12 protein-coding genes are annotated in these 21,214 nt (G+C 62.0%); 3 read left to right on the top strand and 9 right to left on the bottom strand.

Features of this window, described 5'->3' with window-relative positions; all coding sequences use genetic code 11:
- Positions 1-27 precede the first annotated feature (27 nt).
- Both JWR89_RS00120 and JWR89_RS00115 read right to left on the bottom strand, forming a co-directional pair.
- Positions 28-282, bottom strand: a complete 255-nt coding sequence (locus JWR89_RS00120) for a hypothetical protein (RefSeq protein ID WP_299710217.1) — start codon at positions 280-282, stop codon at positions 28-30.
- A 1-nt stretch (position 283) separates the two neighbouring features.
- Positions 284-1,171, bottom strand: a complete 888-nt coding sequence (locus JWR89_RS00115) for a Ku protein (protein ID WP_299710214.1) — start codon at positions 1,169-1,171, stop codon at positions 284-286.
- Positions 1,172-1,313: 142 nt separating this feature from the next.
- Here JWR89_RS00115 and ligD point away from each other — a divergent pair, with 142 nt between their 5' ends.
- Positions 1,314-4,019, top strand: a complete 2,706-nt coding sequence (ligD, locus tag JWR89_RS00110) for a DNA ligase D (protein ID WP_299710211.1) — start codon at positions 1,314-1,316, stop codon at positions 4,017-4,019.
- A gap of 105 nt (positions 4,020-4,124) precedes the next feature.
- Here the strand turns inward: ligD and JWR89_RS00105 are convergent, their stop codons facing one another.
- Positions 4,125-4,289 (bottom strand): DUF3309 family protein, encoded by a 165-nt coding sequence (locus JWR89_RS00105; protein ID WP_299710209.1) that lies wholly within the window; start codon positions 4,287-4,289, stop codon positions 4,125-4,127.
- Positions 4,290-4,454: 165 nt separating this feature from the next.
- Between JWR89_RS00105 and JWR89_RS00100 the strand changes: the two genes are divergently transcribed.
- Positions 4,455-4,766, top strand: a complete 312-nt coding sequence (locus JWR89_RS00100) for a polyhydroxyalkanoic acid system family protein (RefSeq protein WP_299710207.1) — start codon at positions 4,455-4,457, stop codon at positions 4,764-4,766.
- 253 nt (positions 4,767-5,019) lie between these two features.
- Here the strand turns inward: JWR89_RS00100 and treY are convergent, their stop codons facing one another.
- Genes treY through JWR89_RS00070 form a run of 6 tightly spaced genes read right to left on the bottom strand, consistent with a single transcriptional unit; the run spans position 5,020 to position 19,066 of the window.
- Positions 5,020-7,815, bottom strand: coding sequence for a malto-oligosyltrehalose synthase (treY, locus tag JWR89_RS00095; RefSeq protein WP_299710206.1), 2,796 nt, complete (start codon positions 7,813-7,815; stop codon positions 5,020-5,022).
- Positions 7,812-9,581 (bottom strand): malto-oligosyltrehalose trehalohydrolase, encoded by a 1,770-nt coding sequence (gene treZ, locus JWR89_RS00090; RefSeq protein WP_299710204.1) that lies wholly within the window; start codon positions 9,579-9,581, stop codon positions 7,812-7,814. Before treZ ends, treY begins: the two co-directional genes overlap by 4 nt.
- Positions 9,578-11,656 carry a glycogen debranching protein GlgX gene (glgX, locus tag JWR89_RS00085; RefSeq protein ID WP_299710202.1) on the bottom strand — a complete coding sequence of 693 codons (2,079 nt, stop codon included), beginning with the start codon at positions 11,654-11,656 and terminating at the stop codon, positions 9,578-9,580. Before glgX ends, treZ begins: the two co-directional genes overlap by 4 nt.
- Before the next feature lie 2 nt (positions 11,657-11,658).
- Positions 11,659-13,806 (bottom strand): 1,4-alpha-glucan branching protein GlgB, encoded by a 2,148-nt coding sequence (gene glgB / locus JWR89_RS00080; protein WP_299710199.1) that lies wholly within the window; start codon positions 13,804-13,806, stop codon positions 11,659-11,661.
- On the bottom strand, positions 13,803-17,105 hold the full coding sequence (gene treS, locus JWR89_RS00075; protein ID WP_299710196.1) for a maltose alpha-D-glucosyltransferase: 3,303 nt from the start codon (positions 17,103-17,105) through the stop codon (positions 13,803-13,805). Before treS ends, glgB begins: the two co-directional genes overlap by 4 nt.
- Before the next feature lie 11 nt (positions 17,106-17,116).
- On the bottom strand, positions 17,117-19,066 hold the full coding sequence (locus JWR89_RS00070) for an alpha-1,4-glucan--maltose-1-phosphate maltosyltransferase (protein ID WP_299710194.1): 1,950 nt from the start codon (positions 19,064-19,066) through the stop codon (positions 17,117-17,119).
- A gap of 201 nt (positions 19,067-19,267) precedes the next feature.
- Between JWR89_RS00070 and malQ the strand changes: the two genes are divergently transcribed.
- The gene (gene malQ, locus JWR89_RS00065; RefSeq protein WP_299710191.1) at positions 19,268-21,214 is read left to right on the top strand and encodes a 4-alpha-glucanotransferase; all 1,947 of its coding nucleotides are present in this window, start codon (positions 19,268-19,270) and stop codon (positions 21,212-21,214) included.

The raw sequence follows: 21,214 nt of genomic DNA, 5'->3' as shown, positions 1-21,214 counted from the left end.
TGAAACGGGCGGCCGTTGATCCCCGGTCTATTTCGTTTGCAGGATCGCCTTCATCAAATGGTCCTTGCAGTCATCCGGCTTGCCCAGCGCCAACGCCTCACTAGCGGCGCCAATCTCCACCGAGGCGGTGGCTTTCTGTTTGCCGTCCTTCATCTTGGCAATGGTTTCAGCCGTGCTGCCGATGTTGGCCGCATTGCATTCCCGGGCTTCCAGGTTCTGCGCAAGTGAAGCCGTGGTCGTCAATGCACCGATGCTGGCGATGAGTAGAAGGGCCCTCATCACCTCAACTCGCCTTGCGACGCGCAGCGGAGCGATGTGCCTTCTTGGCCGGTCGCGCCCGCGCCGCGCGCGGTTCAGCGGCGCGTTTCGTGGGCGCAGCCTTCGTGCCCTTGCCACCCTTCAGGCTCTGCTGCAGGGCGTCCATCAGGCTGATGACATTGTCTGACTTGGCTTCCTTCTCCGCCGCCTTGACCGGCTTGCCGGCGGCCTTGCGCTCCACCAGTTTCTTCAGCGCGGTTTCGTACTGGTCCTCGAATTTCGAGGGATCGAAATGCGCCGCCTTGCTGTCGAGGATATGAGCCGCGAGGTCGATCATGTCCTTGGAGATCTTCGGGCTCTTGATATCGTCGAAGTAGTCTTCTTCATCACGCAACTCGTAGGGGTAGCGCAGCGTGGTGCCGAGCAGTCCCTTGCCGAGCGGCTCGATGGCAATGACATGCTCGCGGTTGGTCAGTACGATGCGCGCCAGCGCGACGCGGTCCTTGTCCTTCATGGCGTCGCGTATGACTGCGAAGGCGTCCATGCCGGCCTTGCCATCGGGAGCGATGTAATAGGGGTTGTTGAGATAACGCCGGTCTATCTCGTCGCGCGGTACGAAGTTGTCGATGTCGATGGTGTGATTGCTCTCGATCTGAACCGCCTCAAGCTCCTCCTTTTCGATCGGGATGAACTCGCCCTTGCTGACCTCGTAGCCGCGGCCCTTCTGTTCCTTCTCGACGATATCCCCCGTCTCGGCATCGACCATCTGCTGCTTCAGCCGGTTGCCGGTCTCGGTGTTGATCATGTGGAAGCGGGTCTTTTCTACCGTAGTAGAAGCCGGATAAAGCACGACCGGGCAAGTGACGAGGGAAAGCTTCAGGGAGCCTTTCCAGTAAGCGCGGGGCGGGGCCATCAGTCGTCCTCCAACTCGGGTACTCGGAACGCCGCCGCTAGCGCAACGTCTTGCACCAGCGAGGGATTGTGGGAACTTCAACGGCAATTGTTGGTTTTGGTTCCAAGGCCGGAACGCTCGGTCAGGGAGCAAGGGGGTCGCCGTGGCCGACAAGCAGCTATCGATTTACAGAAAGAAGCGCGATTTCGAGCAAACGGCGGAGCCCTCCGGCGACGCGGTGGTGGCGCCGTCGAAGCGGCGGCGCTTCGTCATCCAGAAGCACGATGCGACACGACTGCATTACGACCTACGGCTGGAATTCAACGGCGTCTTCAAATCCTGGGCGGTGACGCGCGGTCCGTCCCTCGACCCGGCCGACAAGCGGCTGGCGGTCGAGGTCGAGGACCATCCACTCGACTACGGCGATTTTGAAGGCACCATTCCCAAGGGCCAGTATGGTGGCGGCACCGTGCAGCTATGGGACCGCGGCTATTGGGAGTCCGACGATCCCGAAAAAGGCTTCAAGAACGGCGACCTCAAGTTCACGCTGGAAGGTGAGAAGCTGCATGGCGGTTTTGTGCTGGTACGGATGCGGCATGACCGCAATGGCGGCAAACGCACCAACTGGCTGCTGATCAAGCACCGCGACGAGTTCGTAAAAGAAGGCAAGTCCAACAAGGTCCTGGACGCAGACGCCTCGGTGGCGTCCGGCCGCTCGATGGCCGACATCGCCGCAGGCGAGGGCCGCGCGCCGAAACCGTTCATGGTAGGCAAGACCGGCAAGACCAAGCCCGACGCGGTATGGGATTCCAACCATGGCCTGGCCGCAGAAGAGCGGGCCGGCAAAACCGTAAAGACAAAGGCGGGCGTGACAAAGAAAGCCAAAGCGTCAACCAGCAAGGTTGCCAGGAAGACTGCCTCGAAACCGAAGAAGGTCGCGATCTTGCCGGGTTTCGTCACGCCGCAACTTTGCACCTCCGTGGATCGCCCGCCTTCGGCCGCCGGATGGGCCCATGAAATCAAATTCGATGGCTACCGCGTGCAACTCCGTGTCGAGGACGGCGAGGTCACGCTGAAGACCCGAAAGGGCTTGGACTGGACCGAAAAATTCCCGGCCATCGCGAAGGAGGCTGCGAACCTACCGGACGCGATCATCGATGGCGAGATCGTCGGCCTCGACGCGCATGGCGCGCCGGATTTCGCGGCGTTGCAGGCAGCCCTGTCCGACGGAAAAACGGACGCGCTGATTTTTTTCGTCTTCGACCTGCTGTTCGCCGGCGACGAGGACCTGCGCAGATTGCCGTTGTCAGAACGCAAGGCGCGACTGAAGGAACTGCTGCAAGCTGCGCGCGGCAGACGGAAAGAAAGCCTGATCCGCTATGTCGATCACTTCGAAACCGGCGGCGACGCCATTCTACAGTCGGCCTGCAAGTTGTCTCTGGAAGGCATCGTCTCCAAGAAGCTGTTGGCACCTTACAACTCTGGCCGCTCGGAAAACTGGACCAAAGCAAAATGCCGCGCCGGCCATGAGGTCGTGATCGGCGCGTGGAAGAGCAATGCCGGCAAATTCCGATCGTTGATGGTCGGCGTGAACAAAGGCGATCTCCTGGCCTATGTCGGCGTGGTCGGCACCGGTTTCGGCGCGGACAAGGTGAAAGCCATCATGCCGGCGCTGAAAAAGGCGGCGGCCAAGGCCAGCCCGTTCGGCGGCAAGGAGACGCCGCCTGGCGGCCGCGAGGTGCATTGGCTGAAGCCGGAACTGGTGGCAGAGATCGAATTCGCCGGTTTTACCGGGGCCGGCATGGTGCGGCAGGCCTCGTTCAAGGGCCTGCGCCAGGACAAGCCGGCTAAGGAGGTCGAGGCCGAGACGCCGAAGAAAACCGAACTCGCCAAGCCGACGCCGGCACGTGGCGCGAAGAAGGCGATCGGCAAGGCGGTCGTATCACCAAAAGCCGCGTCCGGCCCATCGACGGTGATGGGTGTGTCGATCTCGAAGCCCGACAAAGCGCTGTGGCCGGATGCCGGCGACGGCGAACCGGTCACCAAGCTCGATCTCGCGCAGTATTTCGAGGCGGTCGGAGACTGGGCGATGGGACATCTCAAAGGCCGCCCATGCTCGATCGTCCGCGCGCCGGATGGTATTAAGGGCCACCAGATCTTCTTCCAGCGTCACGCCATGCCCGGCAGCTCGAACCTGCTCGAACTGGTGAAGGTCTCCGGCGACCGCAAACCGTACTTGCAGATCGACCGCGTCGAAGGCCTCGCCGCGGTGGCGCAGATCGGTGGGCTGGAACTACATCCGTGGAATTGTGCGCCCGACCTACCGGAAGTGCCTGGACGGCTGGTATTCGATCTCGATCCTGCGCCCGACGTCGAATTTGGCGCCGTGATGGACGCCGCCCGCGAGTTGCGCGAGCGGCTGATGGCCCTTGGGCTGGAGAGTTTTTGCAAGACCACCGGCGGAAAGGGCCTGCATGTAGTAACGCCACTCCTCTATGGAGCAAAGGACAAGGTCGATTGGAAAATCGCAAAAGCCTTTGCGCAGGGAGTCTGCCAGGCGATGGTCGATGACGATCCCGGGCGCTATCTCATCAACATGTCTAAGAAGCTGCGGGGCGGAAAGATTTTTCTCGATTATCTGCGCAACGACCGGATGTCGACGGCGGTGGCGGTGCTTTCACCCCGCGCTCGCGAAGGCGCCACGGTGTCGATGCCGTTGACCTGGGCGCAACTGCGCGCCGACCTCGATCCGAAGAAATTCACGATCCGGACGGTGCCCGCATTGCTAAAGAAGACGAAGGCATGGGAGGGGTATGACGAAGCCGCAGCGTCGTTGAAGCCGGCGATCAAGAAACTGAGAGGGCAATAACGCGGCTTGCCCGTGAATAAGGGCCAAGGCGCATGTGGCGCATCGAGCAACGCAAAAACGCGCGATCCGTCGCTGGACCGCGCGCTTTAATTTTCTGCGAAAAGCTTACAGCTTGCCGAGCAGCAAGAGGATCAGCAGGATCACTACGATCAGGCCAAGACCGCCACCGCCGTAGTACCCGGTGCCGTAGAACGGACCGCCGCCAACGCCCGAGAAACCACCGAGCAGGGCGATGACGAGAATGATTAGAATGATTGTTCCGATGGACATGTAGTTCTCCTCAGCCTGGCAGCCGGCAATTCCCTCTGCCTTCATGCGACAAAAACGCCCTATTTACGGTAAAGTTCCAATGGCGAAACCCGATCGCAGCCGGACTTTTTTCGGCACCGCGCGCGCTTACATGCGTTGAGTAGCTCCCGAACCGCAGGAATTGCCATGGCCGCACCGCTCGTCGTCTCCATTCCGCATCGCCTCAGTCGCGAGGAGGCCTGCCGCCGGCTCAAGACCGGTCTGACCAAGGCCGCCACCAGCGTGCCAGTCCTGAAAGTCGATGAAGAACGCTGGGAAGGCGACAGGATGATCTTTCGCGTCCGCGCGATGGGGCAGGCTGCGTCCGGTCATGTGGATGTGGCGGAAGATCACGTCACTGTGGAGGTGACGCTGCCGTGGTTGTTGCAGCGCTTCGCCGAAGTCGCGCAGGCCGCGATCAAGGCACGCGGAAACTTGCTGCTGACGAAGAAGGGGTAGGCGATCGCTATTGCGAGCGCCAAGCCATCGAAACGGTCAGGAACATCGACTGGCACAGCAAGAAATATTGCCTTGCAGCATCAAAAATTGCACTGCGGAAAACGATTTCTTGGATTTCACTATCAACCAATTGAAAACAGTTTGATGCGAATTTTGAGTGGCGCGGAGGACGGGAACCGAACATCTGCGAATCGGCACGAAGTCCGCTTGGCCGCCCGGCCGTCGATCCCGGGCGGCCTTTTCGTTGGGTGGGTTATTGCAGGCGCGTCGAACGCGCGCGCACCGGTGTTGCAGTCCGGGCATTGATGATCGTCACCGGCAAATCCTTGAACAGTTCGGCGACCACCAGCCCGCTGGCGTCCTTGGTTTGCGCGGCACCTTCGATGACATAGCCCGGCGTGAGGACGGTAGCGTCGAAGGCTGCAGGCGCGGGCCAGGAACGTCCGCCCTGCGTCAGCGTCGCGAACGAGCGGCCGAGGACCACGATGGCGGCATCGCGCTGAAGCCGCCGCGCAAACGCGATGATATGGTCGCTGTGTGGGCCTGTTACTTCCAGCAGCTCATAATCGCCATGGGCAAAGACGTCGGCCATCTCAGTGCGGCGTCGGATCAGTTCGCGGGTCCAGGCCAGCTTGATATGGCCGTTGCTCCAGTCTTGCGCGAGGGTGGTCCAGTCCGGTTGCTGCAATTTCACCAGCACATCGGCGCGTTCAACAAAATCCACGGGGCGGCGGTTGTCGGGATCGACCAGCGAGAAATCCCAGAACTCGGTGCCCTGGTAGAAATCCGGCACGCCGGGCAGCGTCGCCTTCAGGGTAATCTGGCTCAACGAGTTCAGCACGCCAAGCAGCGAGGTTCGCTTGGCAAAGGTCTCCAGTGCTTCCAGGAATTCCCGGGATTGCGCGGGGTCGAGGAGTCGTTCGAGAAAGAGATGCAGCCCTTTCTCATAGGCGTCGTTGGGATTGAGCCAGCTGGTCTCCTGCTTGCCTTCGCGCGCAGCCTTGAGGGCGTAAGCCTGCATCCGCTCCAGGAATGTGCCATCGCGGGTACCGAGCGGCCAGGCGCCGAGCAGGGCCTGGTACAGCATGTATTCAAAAGACGCCGAGGGCGAACGCATCTCGCCGTCGATGACGAGGTGCGGCGCGTTGAGAATCTTCCAGCGGCTGACCGCGGTGGCCCATTCGCCCGGCAGTTCGGCCAGCGCAAGCTGCCGCGCACGGGCGTCCTCGCCGCGCTTGGTGTCGTGGGTGGCAGTCGATGTCAGGCCGTGCGGCCAGTCCTTGGCGCGCTCCGCCATCATGGCGTGGAACGTGGCCAGCGGCATGGCGTGGGCGGCCGGATCGCCGCCTACCTCGTTGAGCGCCAGCAGCCGGTGGTAGCGATAGAACGCGGTGTCCTCCAGCGACTTCGCCATGGTCGGTCCGGTGAACTGCTGCACCTTGAGCGCAAAGCGCCGCACGCGAGGCTTGCTGTGTGCCGCGCGGCCGGGTTTCAGCAGGTCGAGCGTCAGCGCATCGCGCAAGAAGTCGAACAGGCCCTCGTCGGCGCCGAACCAGTCCGCGCGCGCTTTTTCAATGGTGCTTGAGATCAGCTCGCGGTCCAGCGCAGAAGGGCCGGCCGCCGTGAGGTAGGTGCGATAGACCGGAAAGTGCAGGACGTAGAGTTCGAACGCCTGCCGTAACGTGTCGGCGGAAAAATCCCGCGTCGAATAATGCCCGCCGGCGATCCGCGCCAGCAGCCGCGTCAACACGGTGAATTCGCTGAGCAAGAGGGTTTCCAGGACGCGGAGCTTGGCTTCGCGCAGCAAGGGGGCGAATTTGGGTGAGGTATTGCTGACCTGGCGCCAGATCTCGTCGAGCGGCTCCAAACCCTTCTCCTCGACCAGCACCTGGGTGATGGTGTTGAGCCATTCGTAGCCGGTGGTACCGTGCACGCCAGTGAGTTGCACCAGTTTCTCGTCTTCGCCGAGAATCTTTTCAATCACCACGTAGAACGGCTTCGACTTGTCGACCTGCGCCTCGCGGATCAGCCGCCGAAGCCGCTGAAAATACTGTGCGGGGTCGCGCAGCCCGTCGATATGGTCCAGCCGCAGGCCCTGCAGCTTGTCCTCTGCGATCAGCCGCTTCACCAGGCTGTGGATCGCGTCAAAGGTGCCTGCATCCTCGACGCGCAGGCCGGCCAGCGTATTGACGTCGAAGAAGCGGCGGTAGTTGATCTCGCTTGAGGCTAGGCGCCACTGGCCGAGTTTGTAGTGCTGGCGCTCCAGCAGGTTGTGCAGCGTCTGGATCTGCGACGCACGATCCGGCCCGGCCCGGTAGGCATCGAGCCCTTTCGCGATCAGTTCGGCGCCGCCGGCCACCGCAGCCAATTCCTTTTTGAAGCCCGGGGCTTCGGCCAGATTAGGATGGCGCAGGCCCTTGTAGCGCGAGGCGAGGTCGAGGATCGCCTTGCCGGCAGGGGTGCCGGCAGCGTCGGCTTCCTTGACGACGGCACGCAATATCTCGCTGTAACGCTCCGGCGCGATCGGCAGGCGGTGCTCTAAATACCATGCGGAGAAGCTGCCCTCCGCCGCATCGAACTTCAGCTCGATCTCGCCGCTGTCCAGCGCCTGGCCGTAGGATGTGCCGATAATCGGCAGCAGCACGCCGCCGCGGGCGCGGTAAGGCAGGGTGTCCCAGTCGATGTCGAACGAGACCGCATGGGGTGACGCGGGGCCCCATTCCAGCACGCTCAGCCACCACGGGTTGTCGGCAAAATGCACGCCGACGTGGTTCGGTACGAAATCCAGGATCAGGCCGATGTCGTTCTTCTTCAACTCGGCGCTGAGCCGCTCGAAGCCCGCTTCGCCGCCGAGTTCGGGGTTGAATTGGGTATGATCCACGATGTCGTAGCCGTGGGTGCTGCCGGCGCGCGCCTTTAGGAACGGCGAAGCGTAGAGATGGGTGATGCCCAGCGACTTCAGATAGGGCACGATCTTCGCGGCGTGGTCGAACGTGAAATCGCCCGTCAGCTGGATACGATAGGTCGCGACGGGAATTGCCGAACTCATGATGCTTGTTCCATTCGCCATCGCACCGACCAAGGTGCGAAGCTGTCGGAGGAAAAATCGCCCCAGATCACGACGCCTGACGCCGAACGCTGTTCCCGCGTTACGTCATGATCCGTAAGATTCGCTGCAAGGTGAAGCATGGCGCCGTCGCCCATTTTCCAGTGAACACTGAGAATGCCGTTGTCATCGGCTTTGGCCGTGCCGAAATGGGCGCCCTTGAGCCGCGGCATGACGTAATCTTTGCGCAAGGCCAGTAGTTCGCGAACCAGCTTCAGCCGTTGCTGACAAGCCGCCGCCTCACGATTTTTCCAGTCGAGCACCGCCGACCGGAATGTCGATTCATCGAGCGGATCGGGAATTTCATCGCCATATTTTTCATAGGCGCTGGCGAATTCCTTCTTGCGGCCCTGGCGCACGGCTTCGGCCAGATCTCCCTTGAAATCGCAAAAGAACGGAAACGGCGCCTTGGAGCCCCATTCGTCGCCCATGAACAGCATCGGTACCATCGGCGCCAGCAGCGTAATCGCCAGCGCCGCTTCAATCGCCTTCGGCTTGGCGATGGCTTCGAGCCGGTCGCCGAGCGCGCGGTTACCGATCTGGTCGTGGTTCTGCAGGAAGTTGACGAAGGCGGAAGGCGGCAGCGCGCCGCTGGGCTCGCCGCGCGGCGTGCCGTCGCGGTGCGCTGAAGGCTCGCCCTGATAGGCGAAGCCGGAGGCCAGCGCCTGAACAATATGGTCGATGGGCCGTGGCGCGTAGTCGCTGTAGTAGCCCTTGTCCTCGCCGGTCAGCAGCACGTGCCAGGCGTGGTGATAATCGTCGTTCCACTGCGCGCGGTATTTGCCGCGCGAGGGATTAGTGTCGGGGTCGAGCAACGCCGCTTTGTTATCGTCGTTCTCCAATACCAGATGAATCGAGCGGCTGGTGTCGGCGGCCAACTTGCCGACCTCGCGGCTGAGTTCGTGCAGCATCGGGATCTCGCCCTGCTCGGGGATCGCGTGCACCGCATCGAGCCGAAGCCCGTCGAATCGGTAATCGCGCAGCCACGCCACGGCGTTCTCGATGGCATAAGCGCGGACCTGCGGCAGATTGTAGTTGATCGCTGAACCCCACGGCGTGTGCGCATCGCCAAAGAAGTCCGGCGCGTAGCTGCCAAGGTAATTTCCTTCCGGCCCGAAGTGATTATAGACCACGTCGAGAAACACCATGATGCCGCGCAGATGTGCCTCGTCGATCAGCGCTTTCAGATCCTCCGGGCGGCCGAACATGCAATCCGGCGCATACCACAGTACGCCGTCATAGCCCCAGTTATGGCGACCGGCGAAGTCCGCCAGCGGCATCAGTTCGAGCGCGGTAATGCCGGTTTCGACCAGATGATCGAGTTTGTCGATCATGGCGCGGTAAGTGCCCTCCGGCGTGAAACTGCCGACATGGGTCTCGATCAGCACGGTTTCTTCCCAGGGCCGCCCCTTCCATTCGGTGGCGCGCCAGGCATAGGCGTCGTGGTCGATTACTTCGCTGGGGCCGGCGATATCGCCAGGCTGGAACGCCGAACCAGGATCAGGCACGTTGTCGGCGCCGTCGATGTGGAAACGGTAGGTAGCGCCGGCTTTCACATCCGGAATCTCCGCGGAGAACCAGCCATCCTCGCCACGCGTCAGCGGATAGAGTTTGTCGAGCATCACATCGACGCGATTGGCGGCCGGCGCCCACAGCCGGAAGATTACGCCTGTCTTGGTCAGGCGTGGCCCAAAGCTTCGCTCGCTCATGAAACTGAACCTGCAAATGCGAGAACGGAACGCGGCGGCGCATCGACGTCGCTGCCGGATGGCAGGATCGCGATCGAGAGCTGGTCGCTGGCGGTGTTGAGAATCTGCCGCCAATGTCTGTATTCCGGCATCCTCGGCAGCTTGAATGGAATGCCTTCCGGAGCCGAATTCAGAACGATGAAGATCGGGTTCTGGTTGTCGTCGCTGGGGCTCAGCACATAAGCCAGGAAGCGCCCGTCCGGAAATGCCCAGTCCTGCTCGGTCATCTCCTCAGCGGCCGGCGTTAGCCACAGCACGCCATACGTTCCATCAGCGCGGCGACCGTCGAGCCAGCGTTGCGCGCGGATCTGCGGGAAGCGCTGCCGGAGTTGCGACATGTAGCCGATGAAGTCGGTGAGATCGTCTTCCTTGTGGCCGAGGTTGCCCCAGCCGACCCAGCCGATTTCATTGTCCTGGCAATAGGCGTTGTTGTTGCCATCCTGGGTATTGCCGACCTCGTCGCCAGCCAGGAGCAATGGCACGCCCTGCGCCAGCATCAGGCACGCCAGCTGATTCTTGCGCAGCTGCCGGCGCAAGGCCAGCAAGACCGGATCGTCGGTCGGACCTTCGACGCCGAAGTTGTTGCTGAGGTTGTCACTGGAGCCGTCGCGGTTGTCCTCGCCATTGGCCTCGTTGTGCTTCTCATTATAGGCGAACAGATCGGCCAGCGTGAAACCGTCATGCACGGTGACGTGGTTGATGCCGGCGCGCTGCTTGCGGCCGTCATGATTGAACACGTCGGAGGAGCCTGTCATGCGGCTCGAGACTTCGCCGATCAGGCTGCCTTCGCCGCTCCAGTAGCGCCGCATGGCACTGCGATACTTGTCGTTCCATTCTGACCATTGCGACGGAAAGGCGCCGACCTGATAGCCGCCCATCCCGAGATCCCAGGGTTCGGCGACCATCTTGACCGAGGCCAGCACGGGGTCCTGCCGCACGGCCGTGAGAAAGGCGCTGTTGCGGTCATAGCCGTTCGGCGTGCGCGCCAGCGTGGTTGCGAGGTCGAAGCGAAAGCCATCGACATGACAGACCTCGACCCAGTAGCGCAGCGAATCCATCACCATCTGCAGCACGCGGGGATGGGTCAAGTTCACCGAACTTCCGCAACCCGTGAAGTCGTCGTAGTAGCGCGGGTTGTCGGGCATCAGCCAGTAATAGGAGGAATTGTCGATGCCGCGGTAGCTCAGCGTCGGGCCGAGGTGATTGCCTTCGGCGGTGTGATTATAGACCACGTCGAGGATCACCTCGATGCCGGCGTCGTGCAGCCGCGCCACGGTGGTGCGGAATGAATCCAGCGGATTGTCCTGGCCGTAGCGCGCTTCCGGCGCGAAGAACGACAGCGAATTATAGCCCCAGTAGTTGGCAAGCTTGAGCTCAACCAGCCGGCGGTCATCGACAAAGCTCTGCACCGGCAGCAATTCGACGGTGGTGACGCCGAGCCGCTTCAGATGGTCGATCATCGCTGGCGACGACAGCCCGCGGTAGGTGCCGCGGAGTCCCGGCGGAACGTCCTTGCGGCCCTGGGTCAGGCCCTTGACGTGGGCCTCGTAGATGATCGTGTCTTCCCACGGCACGCTCGGACGCGCTTCCTTGCGGCCCCAATTGAAGGTCTCATCGACGACGACGGCCTTCGGCATGCCGCGCGCATTGTCGCGCCGGTCGAAGGAGAGGTCCTCGCGGGCACTGCCGGTGCGGTAGCCGAAATGCGCATCGCTCCATACGAGACGCCCCGCCATCTTCTTGGCGTAGGGGTCGAGCAGCAGCTTGTGTGCGTTGAAGCGGTGGCCATGCTCCGGTTCATAGGGCCCGTGCACCCTGTAGCCATACAGCTGCCCCGGCGAGATGTCGTTTAGATAACCGTGCCAGACGTCCTCGTTACGCTCCGGCAATTCGATGCGCTCCAGCTCGCGGCGGCCCTGACTGTCGAATAGGCAAAGCTCGACCTTCTGAGCGGTTGCCGAGAACAGGGCAAAGTTGGTCCCTCTGCCGTCCCAGCTTGCACCGAGGCGAGAGTGAGTGCCGGTCGTTACGCGCATGCCTAGAATTCCGGTACGAGAAAGATAGCGGCCAGCGGCGGCAGCGTCAGGTTGAGCTCGGGCACCAGCCCGGTTGTTTGCACTTCGCCCGCATTGCCGACATTGCTGCCGCCATAGATTCCGGCGTCGGAATTCAGCGCCTCACGCCACTTGCCGGGGAATGGCACACGCACCTTGTAGTCGCGGTAGACGTTAGGCGAGAAGTTCACCACCACCAGGCACTGCGCCCGCGGACTGGCGCCCTTGCGCAGCCACGCGAACACGTTACTGGCCGCATCCTCGGTGATCACCCATTCAAAACCAGCCGGATCGCAATCAAGCTCGTGCAATGCAGGCTGGTTGCGGTACAGCTCGTTGAGATCGCGAACGAGAGACTGAATGCCCGCATGTTTCGGCTGCTCCAGCAGGTGCCAGTCCAGCGAACGGTCGTGATTCCATTCACGCTCCTGGGCAAATTCGCAGCCCATGAACATCAGCTTCTTGCCGGGATGACCGAACATGAAGGCGTAATACGCCCGCAAGTTGGCAAAGCGCTGCCAGTCATCGCCGGGCATCCGGCCGATCAGTGACTTCTTGCCGTGCACCACCTCGTCATGGGAGAGCGGCAGCACAAAGTTTTCCGAGAACGCATATTGCAGGCCGAACAGTATCGAGCCGTGGTGATATTTGCGGTAGATCGGGTCCTGGCTGATGTAGTTCAGCGTGTCGTGCATCCAGCCCATGTTCCACTTGTAGCCGAAGCCGAGCCCGCCATATTCGACCGGACGCGATACTTGCGGCCAGGCCGTCGACTCTTCCGCAGCCGTCATGGCGTTGGGGAATTTGGCATAGACCTCGCTGTTGAAGCGACGCAGGAACGACACCGCCTCAAGATTTTCGCGACCGCCATACTTGTTTGGAATCCAGGCTCCGGCGTTGCGGCTATAATCGAGATACAGCATCGAGGCCACTGCATCGACGCGCAGCCCGTCGATGTTGTAGCGCTCCAGCCAGAATAGCGCGTTCGACACCAGGAAGTTCACCACTTCAGTGCGGCCGTAATTGTAGATCAGCGTGCCCCAGTCCATGTGCCGGCCCTGCAGCGGGTTGGCATGCTCATAGAGCGCGGTACCGTCGAACACGCCGAGGCCATGGGCGTCATCCGGGAAATGCCCGGGCACCCAGTCCAGCAGCACGGCGAGGCCTTCGGCGTGGCAAGCGTCGATCAGCGCGGCAAAATCCTGGGGAGTGCCGAAGCGGCTGGTCGGCGCGAACATGCCAGTGGGCTGATAGCCCCACGAACCGTCGAACGGATGTTCGTTGACCGGCAGGAATTCCACGTGGGTGAAGCCGAGGTCGCGAGCGTAGCGCGGCAGCATCTCCGCCAGTTCGCGGTAGGTCAGCCATACGTTGTCCTCGCCCTTGCGGCGCCACGAGCCCAGATGGACCTCGTAAATCGACATCGGCTTGTTCAGCGCGTTGATATTGGCGGGGGCGGGGCGCGGAAGAGGCACCTCCGTTTCGTCGAGCACGATCGAGGCGGTGCTGGGACGCCGCTCCGCTGCAAATGCCATCGGATCGGACTTCAGCGCCAGTTGCTGGCCCTGCGGGCCAGTGATGGCGAACTTGTAGTGGTCGCCGGCGGCCGCGGCCGGAACGAACAGCTCCCAATAGCCGACGCCGCGCACCCGCATCGGATGCCGCCGCGGATCCCAGAAATTGAAATCGCCAACCACGCTGACGCGCTGGGCGTTGGGTGCGAACACGACAAAGCCGACGCCCTTGACGCCTTCCAGCGTCATCGGGTGGGCGCCAAGTTTGTCGTAGAGCCGCTGATGGGTGCCTTCGCCGAGCAGGTAAAGATCGAAGTCGGTTAGGATCGGCGGGAAGCGATAGGGATCGTCGAGATCGACGGTGCCGTCGCCATAGCGTGCGCGCAGCTGATAATTGGTCGAACCGTTGGCCAACGCGCCGACGAACAGGCCGGCGTCATGGACACGCTCCAGCGCGGTTGCCGCGCCATGATCGTCGATGGCATCGACATTGATCGCCTCCGGCAGGAATGCGCGCACGATGGTCTTGTCAGCCTCCTTATGGGGGCCGAGATAGTGAAACGGATCGGAATGGCGGCCTTCGACGATCGCGTAAGCCTCCGCGGGTAATTTGGTCATTTGACCTCCTCAGAGTACGGTTTCAAAATGCGCAGCGTGCCAGCGAGCGGCACTCGCAGCCAGTCCGGGCGATGCGCGAGTTCGTATTCGATTTCGTAGAAGGCCTTTTCCAGCAGGAAGAAATTCAACATTCCCTCCGCTGCTGCTGAATCGGCAGGCCACAGCCGGGCATCGGTCAGGGTATCGCGATATGAACCAACGAACGCCGCCGTCGCCCGTTCCCGCCAACCTTCGAGGGCCGCAGCGAGCTTGCCGGTTTCGTCAGGCGCGACCATCAGCGCGCGTTCCAGTGCCGCCGTCGCCGAATAGTCGATCGAGCGGATCAGGCCGGCAACATCGCGGGCCGCCGGCGCCTTACGGCGGCGCTCGGCAATCGGACGGCGCGGTTCACCCTCGAAGTCGATGATGTAGATGTCATCCTTGACGACCAGCATCTGGCCAAGATGGAAATCGCCGTGATGCCGGATATTCAACCCGTCGGTGTTGGGCGGAAGGAGGTCCAGCAGACGCTCGCGCAAGCCGCTGCGTAACGCCAGCACCCGCTCGATCAAAGCGCGATCGGCCTCCTTGGCCGTGTTCAGTCGAGGCCGCAGAGCCTCGAATACCAGTTCCGCCCGATCCACGATCTCGCCGATCCACATCGTGATATCTTCGGGCGACACCGGCTCCGGCTTGAAGTCCTCGATGTCGTCGCGACTGGCGAGCGCCATGTGCATTTCGGCGACCCGGCGGCCGGTCTGCGACATGTAGCGCAGGTAGGGGACCTGCTCGTCGCTGTGGCCGACGTCGTCGCCGTTGGCGAGCAGCTTCTGCTCATCGACGAAGCGGTCGAGATAGGCGGAGGTTACGGTCCAGGCGTCGCCCTGATTCTGCACGAAGGCATGGACGATCGCGATCGCGCTGGTCTGCTCACCCTCGATCAGTTCGACGCTGCCAAGCAGCGCCGGTGTGTTGGCAAAGCCGGCAACGTCGGTGAGGAAGCGACCAAGTTCGATCTCCGGATTGATGCCGGTCTGCAGCTTGCGGTACAGTTTCACGACGTAGTCGCTATCGACCAGTGCGGTGCTGTTGGACTGCTCGGTTTCGACCGCGCGAATATGGGTGGGCTGTTCAAACGGCTTGTCTGCAAGCTTCGTTGTCGGCCGGAATTCCAGTCGCGCGCTTTCGTCTTCGTTCGCTACCGACAGCGAACTGCGCAGGTTGTGCAGCAGCAATGCGATGAAGATCGGGTCGCTCGCGACGTCCAGCAAGGTGCCTTCGCGGGCGCCCTGGCGGACCGCGGCGAAAGCCCGCGGGTTATAGCGCTCGCGGTCGAAGCGGACCCATTCGATCTGCATCGGCAGCACATAGCGCGTGGTCACGCCGCGTTGCGTGGTTTCGAAGAACGCCAGCCACGGCCGATTGTCGCCGATCTCGGCGAACGGAACTGCCGACGTCAACCGCGCCTGGATCGCCTTGGGCGAGCGTTCCGGATACCAGCGCGTACGCGCCAGATGCGCCGGCAGAACCTCGCGCTCGAAAACGCCACGGGTTCGTTCCAGCGACATCCAGGTGGCGCCGAGCGGCACCACCAGGGTTTCGAATTCCGGTACCGCCGTCGGCGCCATATGTTCGGATATGTCGCGTTCCTGCAACAGGAACCAGTAGAAGCCGTAGGGTGCCAGCGTGATCATGTAGGGCAGTTCGCCGATCGGCGGGAACTTGGTGCGGCCGAGCATTTCCAGCGGCACGCGCTCCTTCCACGGCGACAGATCGAGTTCGGTGGCCTGCGCCGAGCGCGACAGGTTTGCGACGCAGAGGATCACCTCGTCGCCGAACTGTCGGACGTAGCTCAGTACAGAACGGTTGGTCGGGCGGATGAAGGTCATGGTGCCGCGGCCGAAGGCCAGCGTCGATTTGCGCACGGCCATCAGCCGCTTGGTGGCCGAGAGCTGCGACGACAGGCTGCGCGACTGCGCTTCCACATTGACGGACTCGTAGCCGTACACCGGATCCATGATGGTCGGGGCATAGAGCCGGGCAGGGTCGGCGCGCGAGAAACCGCCATTGCGGTCCGGCGTCCACTGCATCGGCGTGCGTACGCCGTTGCGGTCGCCTAGATAGATGTTGTCGCCCATGCCGATCTCGTCGCCGTAATAGATGATCGGCGTGCCGGGGAACGACATCAGCATCGAGTTCATCAGCTCGATTTTCCGGCGGTCGTTCTCCATCAGCGGCGCTAGGCGGCGGCGGATGCCGACATTGATGCGGGCGCGCGGGTCGTTGGCATAGGTCGACCACAAATAGTCGCGCTCGACGTCGGTGACCATTTCCAGCGTCAGCTCGTCATGGTTGCGCAGGAACATGGCCCACTGGCAGTCCTGGGGGATATCCGGGGTCTGGCGCATGATGTCGGTGATCGGGAAACGATCTTCCTGGGCGATCGCCATGTACATGCGCGGCATCAGTGGGAAATGATATGCCATGTGGCATTCGTCGCTGTCGCCGAAATACTGCTGCACGTCTTCCGGCCACTGGTTGGCCTCGGCCAGCAGCAGTTTTCCGGGCGCATAGGCATCCAGCTCCGCGCGCAGATGCTTGATGATCTTGTGGGTCTCGGGAAGATTCTCGTTATTGGACCCGTCGCGCTCCACCAGATACGGGATTGCGTCGAGGCGGAATCCGTCAACGCCGGCATCGAGCCAGCGCTTCATCACCTGTACCACCGCGCTGACAACGCGCGGGTTGTCGAAGTTCAGGTCGGGCTGGTGTGAGAAGAAGCGGTGCCAGTAATAGGCCTTGGCCTCGGTGTCCCAGGTCCAGTTCGACTTTTCGGTATCCGTGAAAATGATCCGGGTGCCGTCATATTTCTTGTCGGTATCGCTCCAGACATACCAGTCACGGGCGCTGGAGCCGGCGGGACTGCGCCGGGCCCGCTTGAACCAGTCATGCTGGTCTGAGGTGTGGTTGATGACCAGTTCGGTGATCACACGCAGGCCGCGCCGCTTCGCCTCATGAATGAAGCGGCGGAAATCCTTCATGGTGCCAAAGTCGGGGTGGATCGAGCCGTAGTCGGCGATGTCGTAGCCATCGTCGCGCCCGGGTGACGGATAGAACGGCATCAACCAGATCGCGGTGACGCCAAGATCCTGCAGGTAGTCCAGCTTGTCGGTCAGCCCGGCGAAGTCACCGATGCCGTCATTGTTGCTGTCCGCGAAGGCTTTGACATGCAACTGATAGATGATGGCGTCTTTGTACCACAGATGATCGTCTTTCGCGCCCGGCGTCACAGTCGAGTCGATATTCGGTAACACGTTCATTTGGGGCGCTTTCAGGCGAGACAGCGGAAGAAGATGGCGGGGTCGCGCATGGGGTCGATGCGCACGCGTAGACCCCCCCATTCAACGGGATAACGCTCCCCGGTAATGATATTCTCGACCGCCGCGATGTCGCGGCGTTCGCCATCGACCATCACCTGGCTGTTGATCGGCAGCCAAACTTCATGAACGTCGCGCGACAACGAGATCGCGCCGGCGACCATGTTGGAATGATCAACCGACTCCTTGACGAAGCCGATGACGTTGACGTCATCCACCGCCATGAAGCGCAAATTGCTGGTCTGCTGCAGCGCCTTGTTGGCGCGGCGGGCCAGGTTGAGGTCGTGGATATACGGCTTGATGTTACCCGGCTGATCCCAGTTTCGGGTCCGGATCTCGTATTTCTCCGAGTTCAAATATTCTTCCTTGCCTGGAATCGGCTCGTGCTCAAGCAACTCGAAACCGTTGTAGATGCCGTAGGTGGACGACAGCGTCGCGGCCAGCGCAACGCGTGCCTTGAACATCCAGGCTTCGCCCGACTGCAGGTGAAACGGCAGAATGTCCGGCGTGTTGACGAAAAAGTTCGGCCGGTAGAATTCGCGCTCCGGATAGCCGCACAGCTCGTTGAGGTACTGCTCGATCTCCCACTTTTCCGTCCGCCACGTGAAATACGTGTAGGACTGCGAGAAACCAAGCTTGGCGAGGCCCTTCATCAGCTTTGGCTTGGTAAAAGCTTCCGCGAGAAACAGCGCATCCGGGTGCTTGACCTGCACCTCGTGGATCATCCACTCCCAGAACCGGAGCGGCTTGGTGTGGGGATTGTCGATCCGGAAAATCTTCACGCCGTGCTCTGCCCAAAACAAGATCACATCGCGCAGCGCATTCCACAGCGAGCCCGCGTCGTCGCAGGTGAAATCGGGATTATGGATATCCTCGTAACGCTTCGGCGGATTCTCGGCATATTTCATGGTGCCGTCGGGCCGACGCTTGAACCAGTCCGGATGCTCGGTGATCCACGGATGGTCCGGCGAGCACTGCACCGCGACGTCAATGGCGACTTCCATATCGACGGCCTTGGCAGCCGTGATGAAGGCCTGGAAGTCTTCCATGGTGCCGAGCTCGGGATGGATGGCGTCGTGTCCGCCTTCCTTGCCGCCAATGGCGTAGGGGCTGCCGACATCGCCCGGTTGGGCGGAGAGCGAATTGTTCTTGCCCTTGCGGTTTTTGACGCCGATCGGATGGATCGGGGTGAAATACACGACGTCAAAGCCCATCGCCGCCACATCGGGCAGCCGGGCGATGCAGTCGCGGAACGTGCCGTGCTGTCCGGGCACCGGGCTCTGGCTGCGCGGCACCATCTCGTACCAGGCGCCGTTGCGGGCGCGCTCGCGGTCGATCATCAGCGGCAGCAGGGCCGAGCGCGTCAGGTCCGGACGCGACTGCGCCTCGGCCATGGCAGCCCGCAATTCAGGGGCCAGCAGCGGTTGGGTATCGCCGGTTTTCAGGAAATCTTCGCATTGCTTGACGATGACGGCCGACGCCTCCGGGCCGCCGGATTGCGCCTTGGTCATCAGCCCGGCGCCTTCCAGCGCGTCCAGCGTCACGTCCTGACCAGCCTTCAGCTTCAGCTCGAAGCCGTGCTGCCAGGTGGCGAATTCGTCGGTCCATGCTTCGATGGCATAGACGTAACGGCCGATGCTGTCCGGCGTGAACGAGCCGCCCCAGCGGTCGTTGACTTCCAGCGCCATGGGGGCGCGATTCCAGTCGCGATCTTGCTCGCGGCGCCAGACGATGGCGGCGGCGATGATCTCGTGACCATCGCGGTACAGATCAGCGAAAATCTCGATAGGCTCGCCGACAATCCGTTTGATGGGAAAGCGACCGCCATCGATAATCGGATAGATGTTTTCGATGTGAAATGCGCCAGCGGCGACCCTTTCCACGATCTGAGTGGTTTTGTTCACAGTGATGCCATCGACATGAGAATGTCGTCCCGTTTCGAGTTGCGGAAAAGAGACGGTGCGATCATATACAAAGCCCCGTAGCTGGGGATGGTTCCATCAGGAACCGAGCTTAGATCGAAGCGTTGAAAACGGCTATCCTCTTCCTAAAATTCACAAATTTCGCAGTAATGTCATGTTGCTGCGTTGCAAACAGCGTGCCGTATGGACCTTTTTGAAAAAGCTGCCGAACTCGGAATCCAGACAGGCTTTCATGATGGACAGGGGCAGTGGCACACCACGGACGCCGTCGCCCTCAAGCTCATTATCGATGCCATGCCGGTTCGCACGCAGGACCGGTTTCTCGACCATACCGTGGTGGTGCGGGCCGGGCGGGCTGAGCGGACCTACCTCAGCGACGCTGCCACGTTCCCTCTGAAGTGGAAAATCGTCGATGGCGTTAAGGTTATCGCCAAGGGCGAAACGGGCGACCGCAATATCCTGTGGCCGCTTGATCTGCCGATAGGGGTCTGGCGCCTGCAACTGACCGATGCGTCGCTGTTCTCCGAGGAAACCGCGGTCATCGTGGCTCCGGACAAGGCATTTCGCGGTGACTTCGACCGCTCCTGGATTCTGGCGGTGCAGCTGTACGGCCTGCGCTCGGACCGCAACTGGGGCATCGGCGACTTTACGGACTTGCGGAAACTGATCGAAGTGGCTGCCAGCCTCGGCGCCGGCGGTGTCGGCCTCAACCCGCTGCATGCGCTGTTCGACGATCGCCCGGCCGAATGCAGCCCGTATTCGCCCAACAGCCGACTGTTTCTCAACCCGCTCTACATCGACGTCGAGGCGCTGCCGGAATTTTCCGCTCACGACAGCGGCGACGCGCTGGCGAAGCTACGCGCCGCGCCGGTGGTTGACTACGTCGCCGTCGCCGCAGCAAAAACGGCCGCCCTGCGCGCCGCGTTCGAGGAATTCTACGCCAATCCGGCCTCCAAGCGGCAGCAGGCCTTCGCGGCATTTCGCGCCGAGCGCGCGCCGCTGCTGACGCGCTTCGCCTGCTTCGAGGTGCTGCGGCACCGATTGCAGACCGCGTGGTGGGAGTGGCCGGAAGAACTCCAGCACCCCGACGATAAGGCATGCGCCGTACTCCGGGCCGGCCCCGACGGCAAGGAAGTGGTGTTCATCGAATACGTGCAGTGGAATGCCGACCTGCAGCTCAAGGCCTGTTACGATCTCACCGCCAAACTGGGGATGAAGGTCGGGCTCTATCTCGACGTCGCCGTCGGCGTCCAGAGTGGTGGCTTCGACGCCTGGAACGAGCAGATTGCAGTGTCGCGGCACCTGTCGATCGGTGCGCCGCCGGATTTGTTGCAGCCCGCCGGCCAGAACTGGGGTCTCGCCGGCTTCAATGGCAGCGGTCTCGAAGTGCAATCCTTTGCGCCGTTCAAGGACATGCTGCGCGCCTCGATGCGCTACGCCGGTGCCATTCGCCTCGATCACGTGCTCGGCCTCAACCGGCTCTATGTCGTGCCGCACGGCTACGCCGCCGACAACGGCGCCTATGTGAAGATGCCGCTGCAGGCGCTGTTGGCTGTAACCGCACAGGAAAGTATCGCCAGCCGCTGCGTGGTGATCGGCGAGGACCTGGGCACCGTGCCGGACGGATTTCGCGACGAACTTCGCGACTGGGGCATCTGGTCATATCTGGTGATGATGTTCGAGCGCGATGATCGTGGCGCGTTTCGCGGCATCGATTACTACGCACCCGATGCGCTGGTTACCTTCAACACCCACGACCTGCCGACCTATGCGGGCTGGCGCAGCTACGCCGATCTGGTGATGAAGCGCGGGTTGGGCATCGATCCCGGCGAAAGCGACGACGCCCGGCGCTACGCTATCGACATGCTGAGCGAAGCGCTGCGGCATCAATCGATCGCCACTGACGACCTCTACGCGGTGACGCAGTTTCTCGCCCGGACCCGTACCCGGCTGCTGGCGATCGCCCTGGAGGATTTGCTGGGGGTGATCGACCAGCCGAACATCCCCGGCACTATCGACGAGCATCCTAACTGGCGGCAGCGGCTGCCCGTGGCGGTTGATGAGATCGCCGGCGCTGTCGATCTGGTGGCGCTGCATATCGCTACCGCCGACCGCTCCGAAGTGGCTTGA

Origin of the sequence: Tardiphaga sp. (assembly GCF_028290785.1) — a bacterium.
In the GTDB taxonomy this organism is placed as follows: Bacteria; Pseudomonadota; Alphaproteobacteria; order Rhizobiales; family Xanthobacteraceae; genus Tardiphaga.
Note: the sequence above shows the minus strand (reverse complement) of the source record. Positions and strands in the feature narration are given on the sequence as shown.

What these genes read in the sequence shown, in the direction of transcription:
- JWR89_RS00115 (WP_299710214.1), bottom strand. Translation starts at nt 1,171, where the DNA reads ATGGCCCCGCCCCGCGCTTACTGGAAAGGCTCCCTGAAGCTTTCCCTC.
- JWR89_RS00105 (WP_299710209.1), bottom strand. Translation starts at nt 4,289, where the DNA reads ATGTCCATCGGAACAATCATTCTAATCATTCTCGTCATCGCCCTGCTC.
- JWR89_RS00100 (WP_299710207.1), top strand. Translation starts at nt 4,455, where the DNA reads ATGGCCGCACCGCTCGTCGTCTCCATTCCGCATCGCCTCAGTCGCGAG.
- treY (WP_299710206.1), bottom strand. Translation starts at nt 7,815, where the DNA reads ATGAGTTCGGCAATTCCCGTCGCGACCTATCGTATCCAGCTGACGGGC.
- treZ (WP_299710204.1), bottom strand. Translation starts at nt 9,581, where the DNA reads ATGAGCGAGCGAAGCTTTGGGCCACGCCTGACCAAGACAGGCGTAATC.
- glgX (WP_299710202.1), bottom strand. Translation starts at nt 11,656, where the DNA reads ATGCGCGTAACGACCGGCACTCACTCTCGCCTCGGTGCAAGCTGGGAC.
- glgB (WP_299710199.1), bottom strand. Translation starts at nt 13,806, where the DNA reads ATGACCAAATTACCCGCGGAGGCTTACGCGATCGTCGAAGGCCGCCAT.
- treS (WP_299710196.1), bottom strand. Translation starts at nt 17,105, where the DNA reads ATGAACGTGTTACCGAATATCGACTCGACTGTGACGCCGGGCGCGAAA.
- malQ (WP_299710191.1), top strand. Translation starts at nt 19,268, where the DNA reads ATGGACCTTTTTGAAAAAGCTGCCGAACTCGGAATCCAGACAGGCTTT.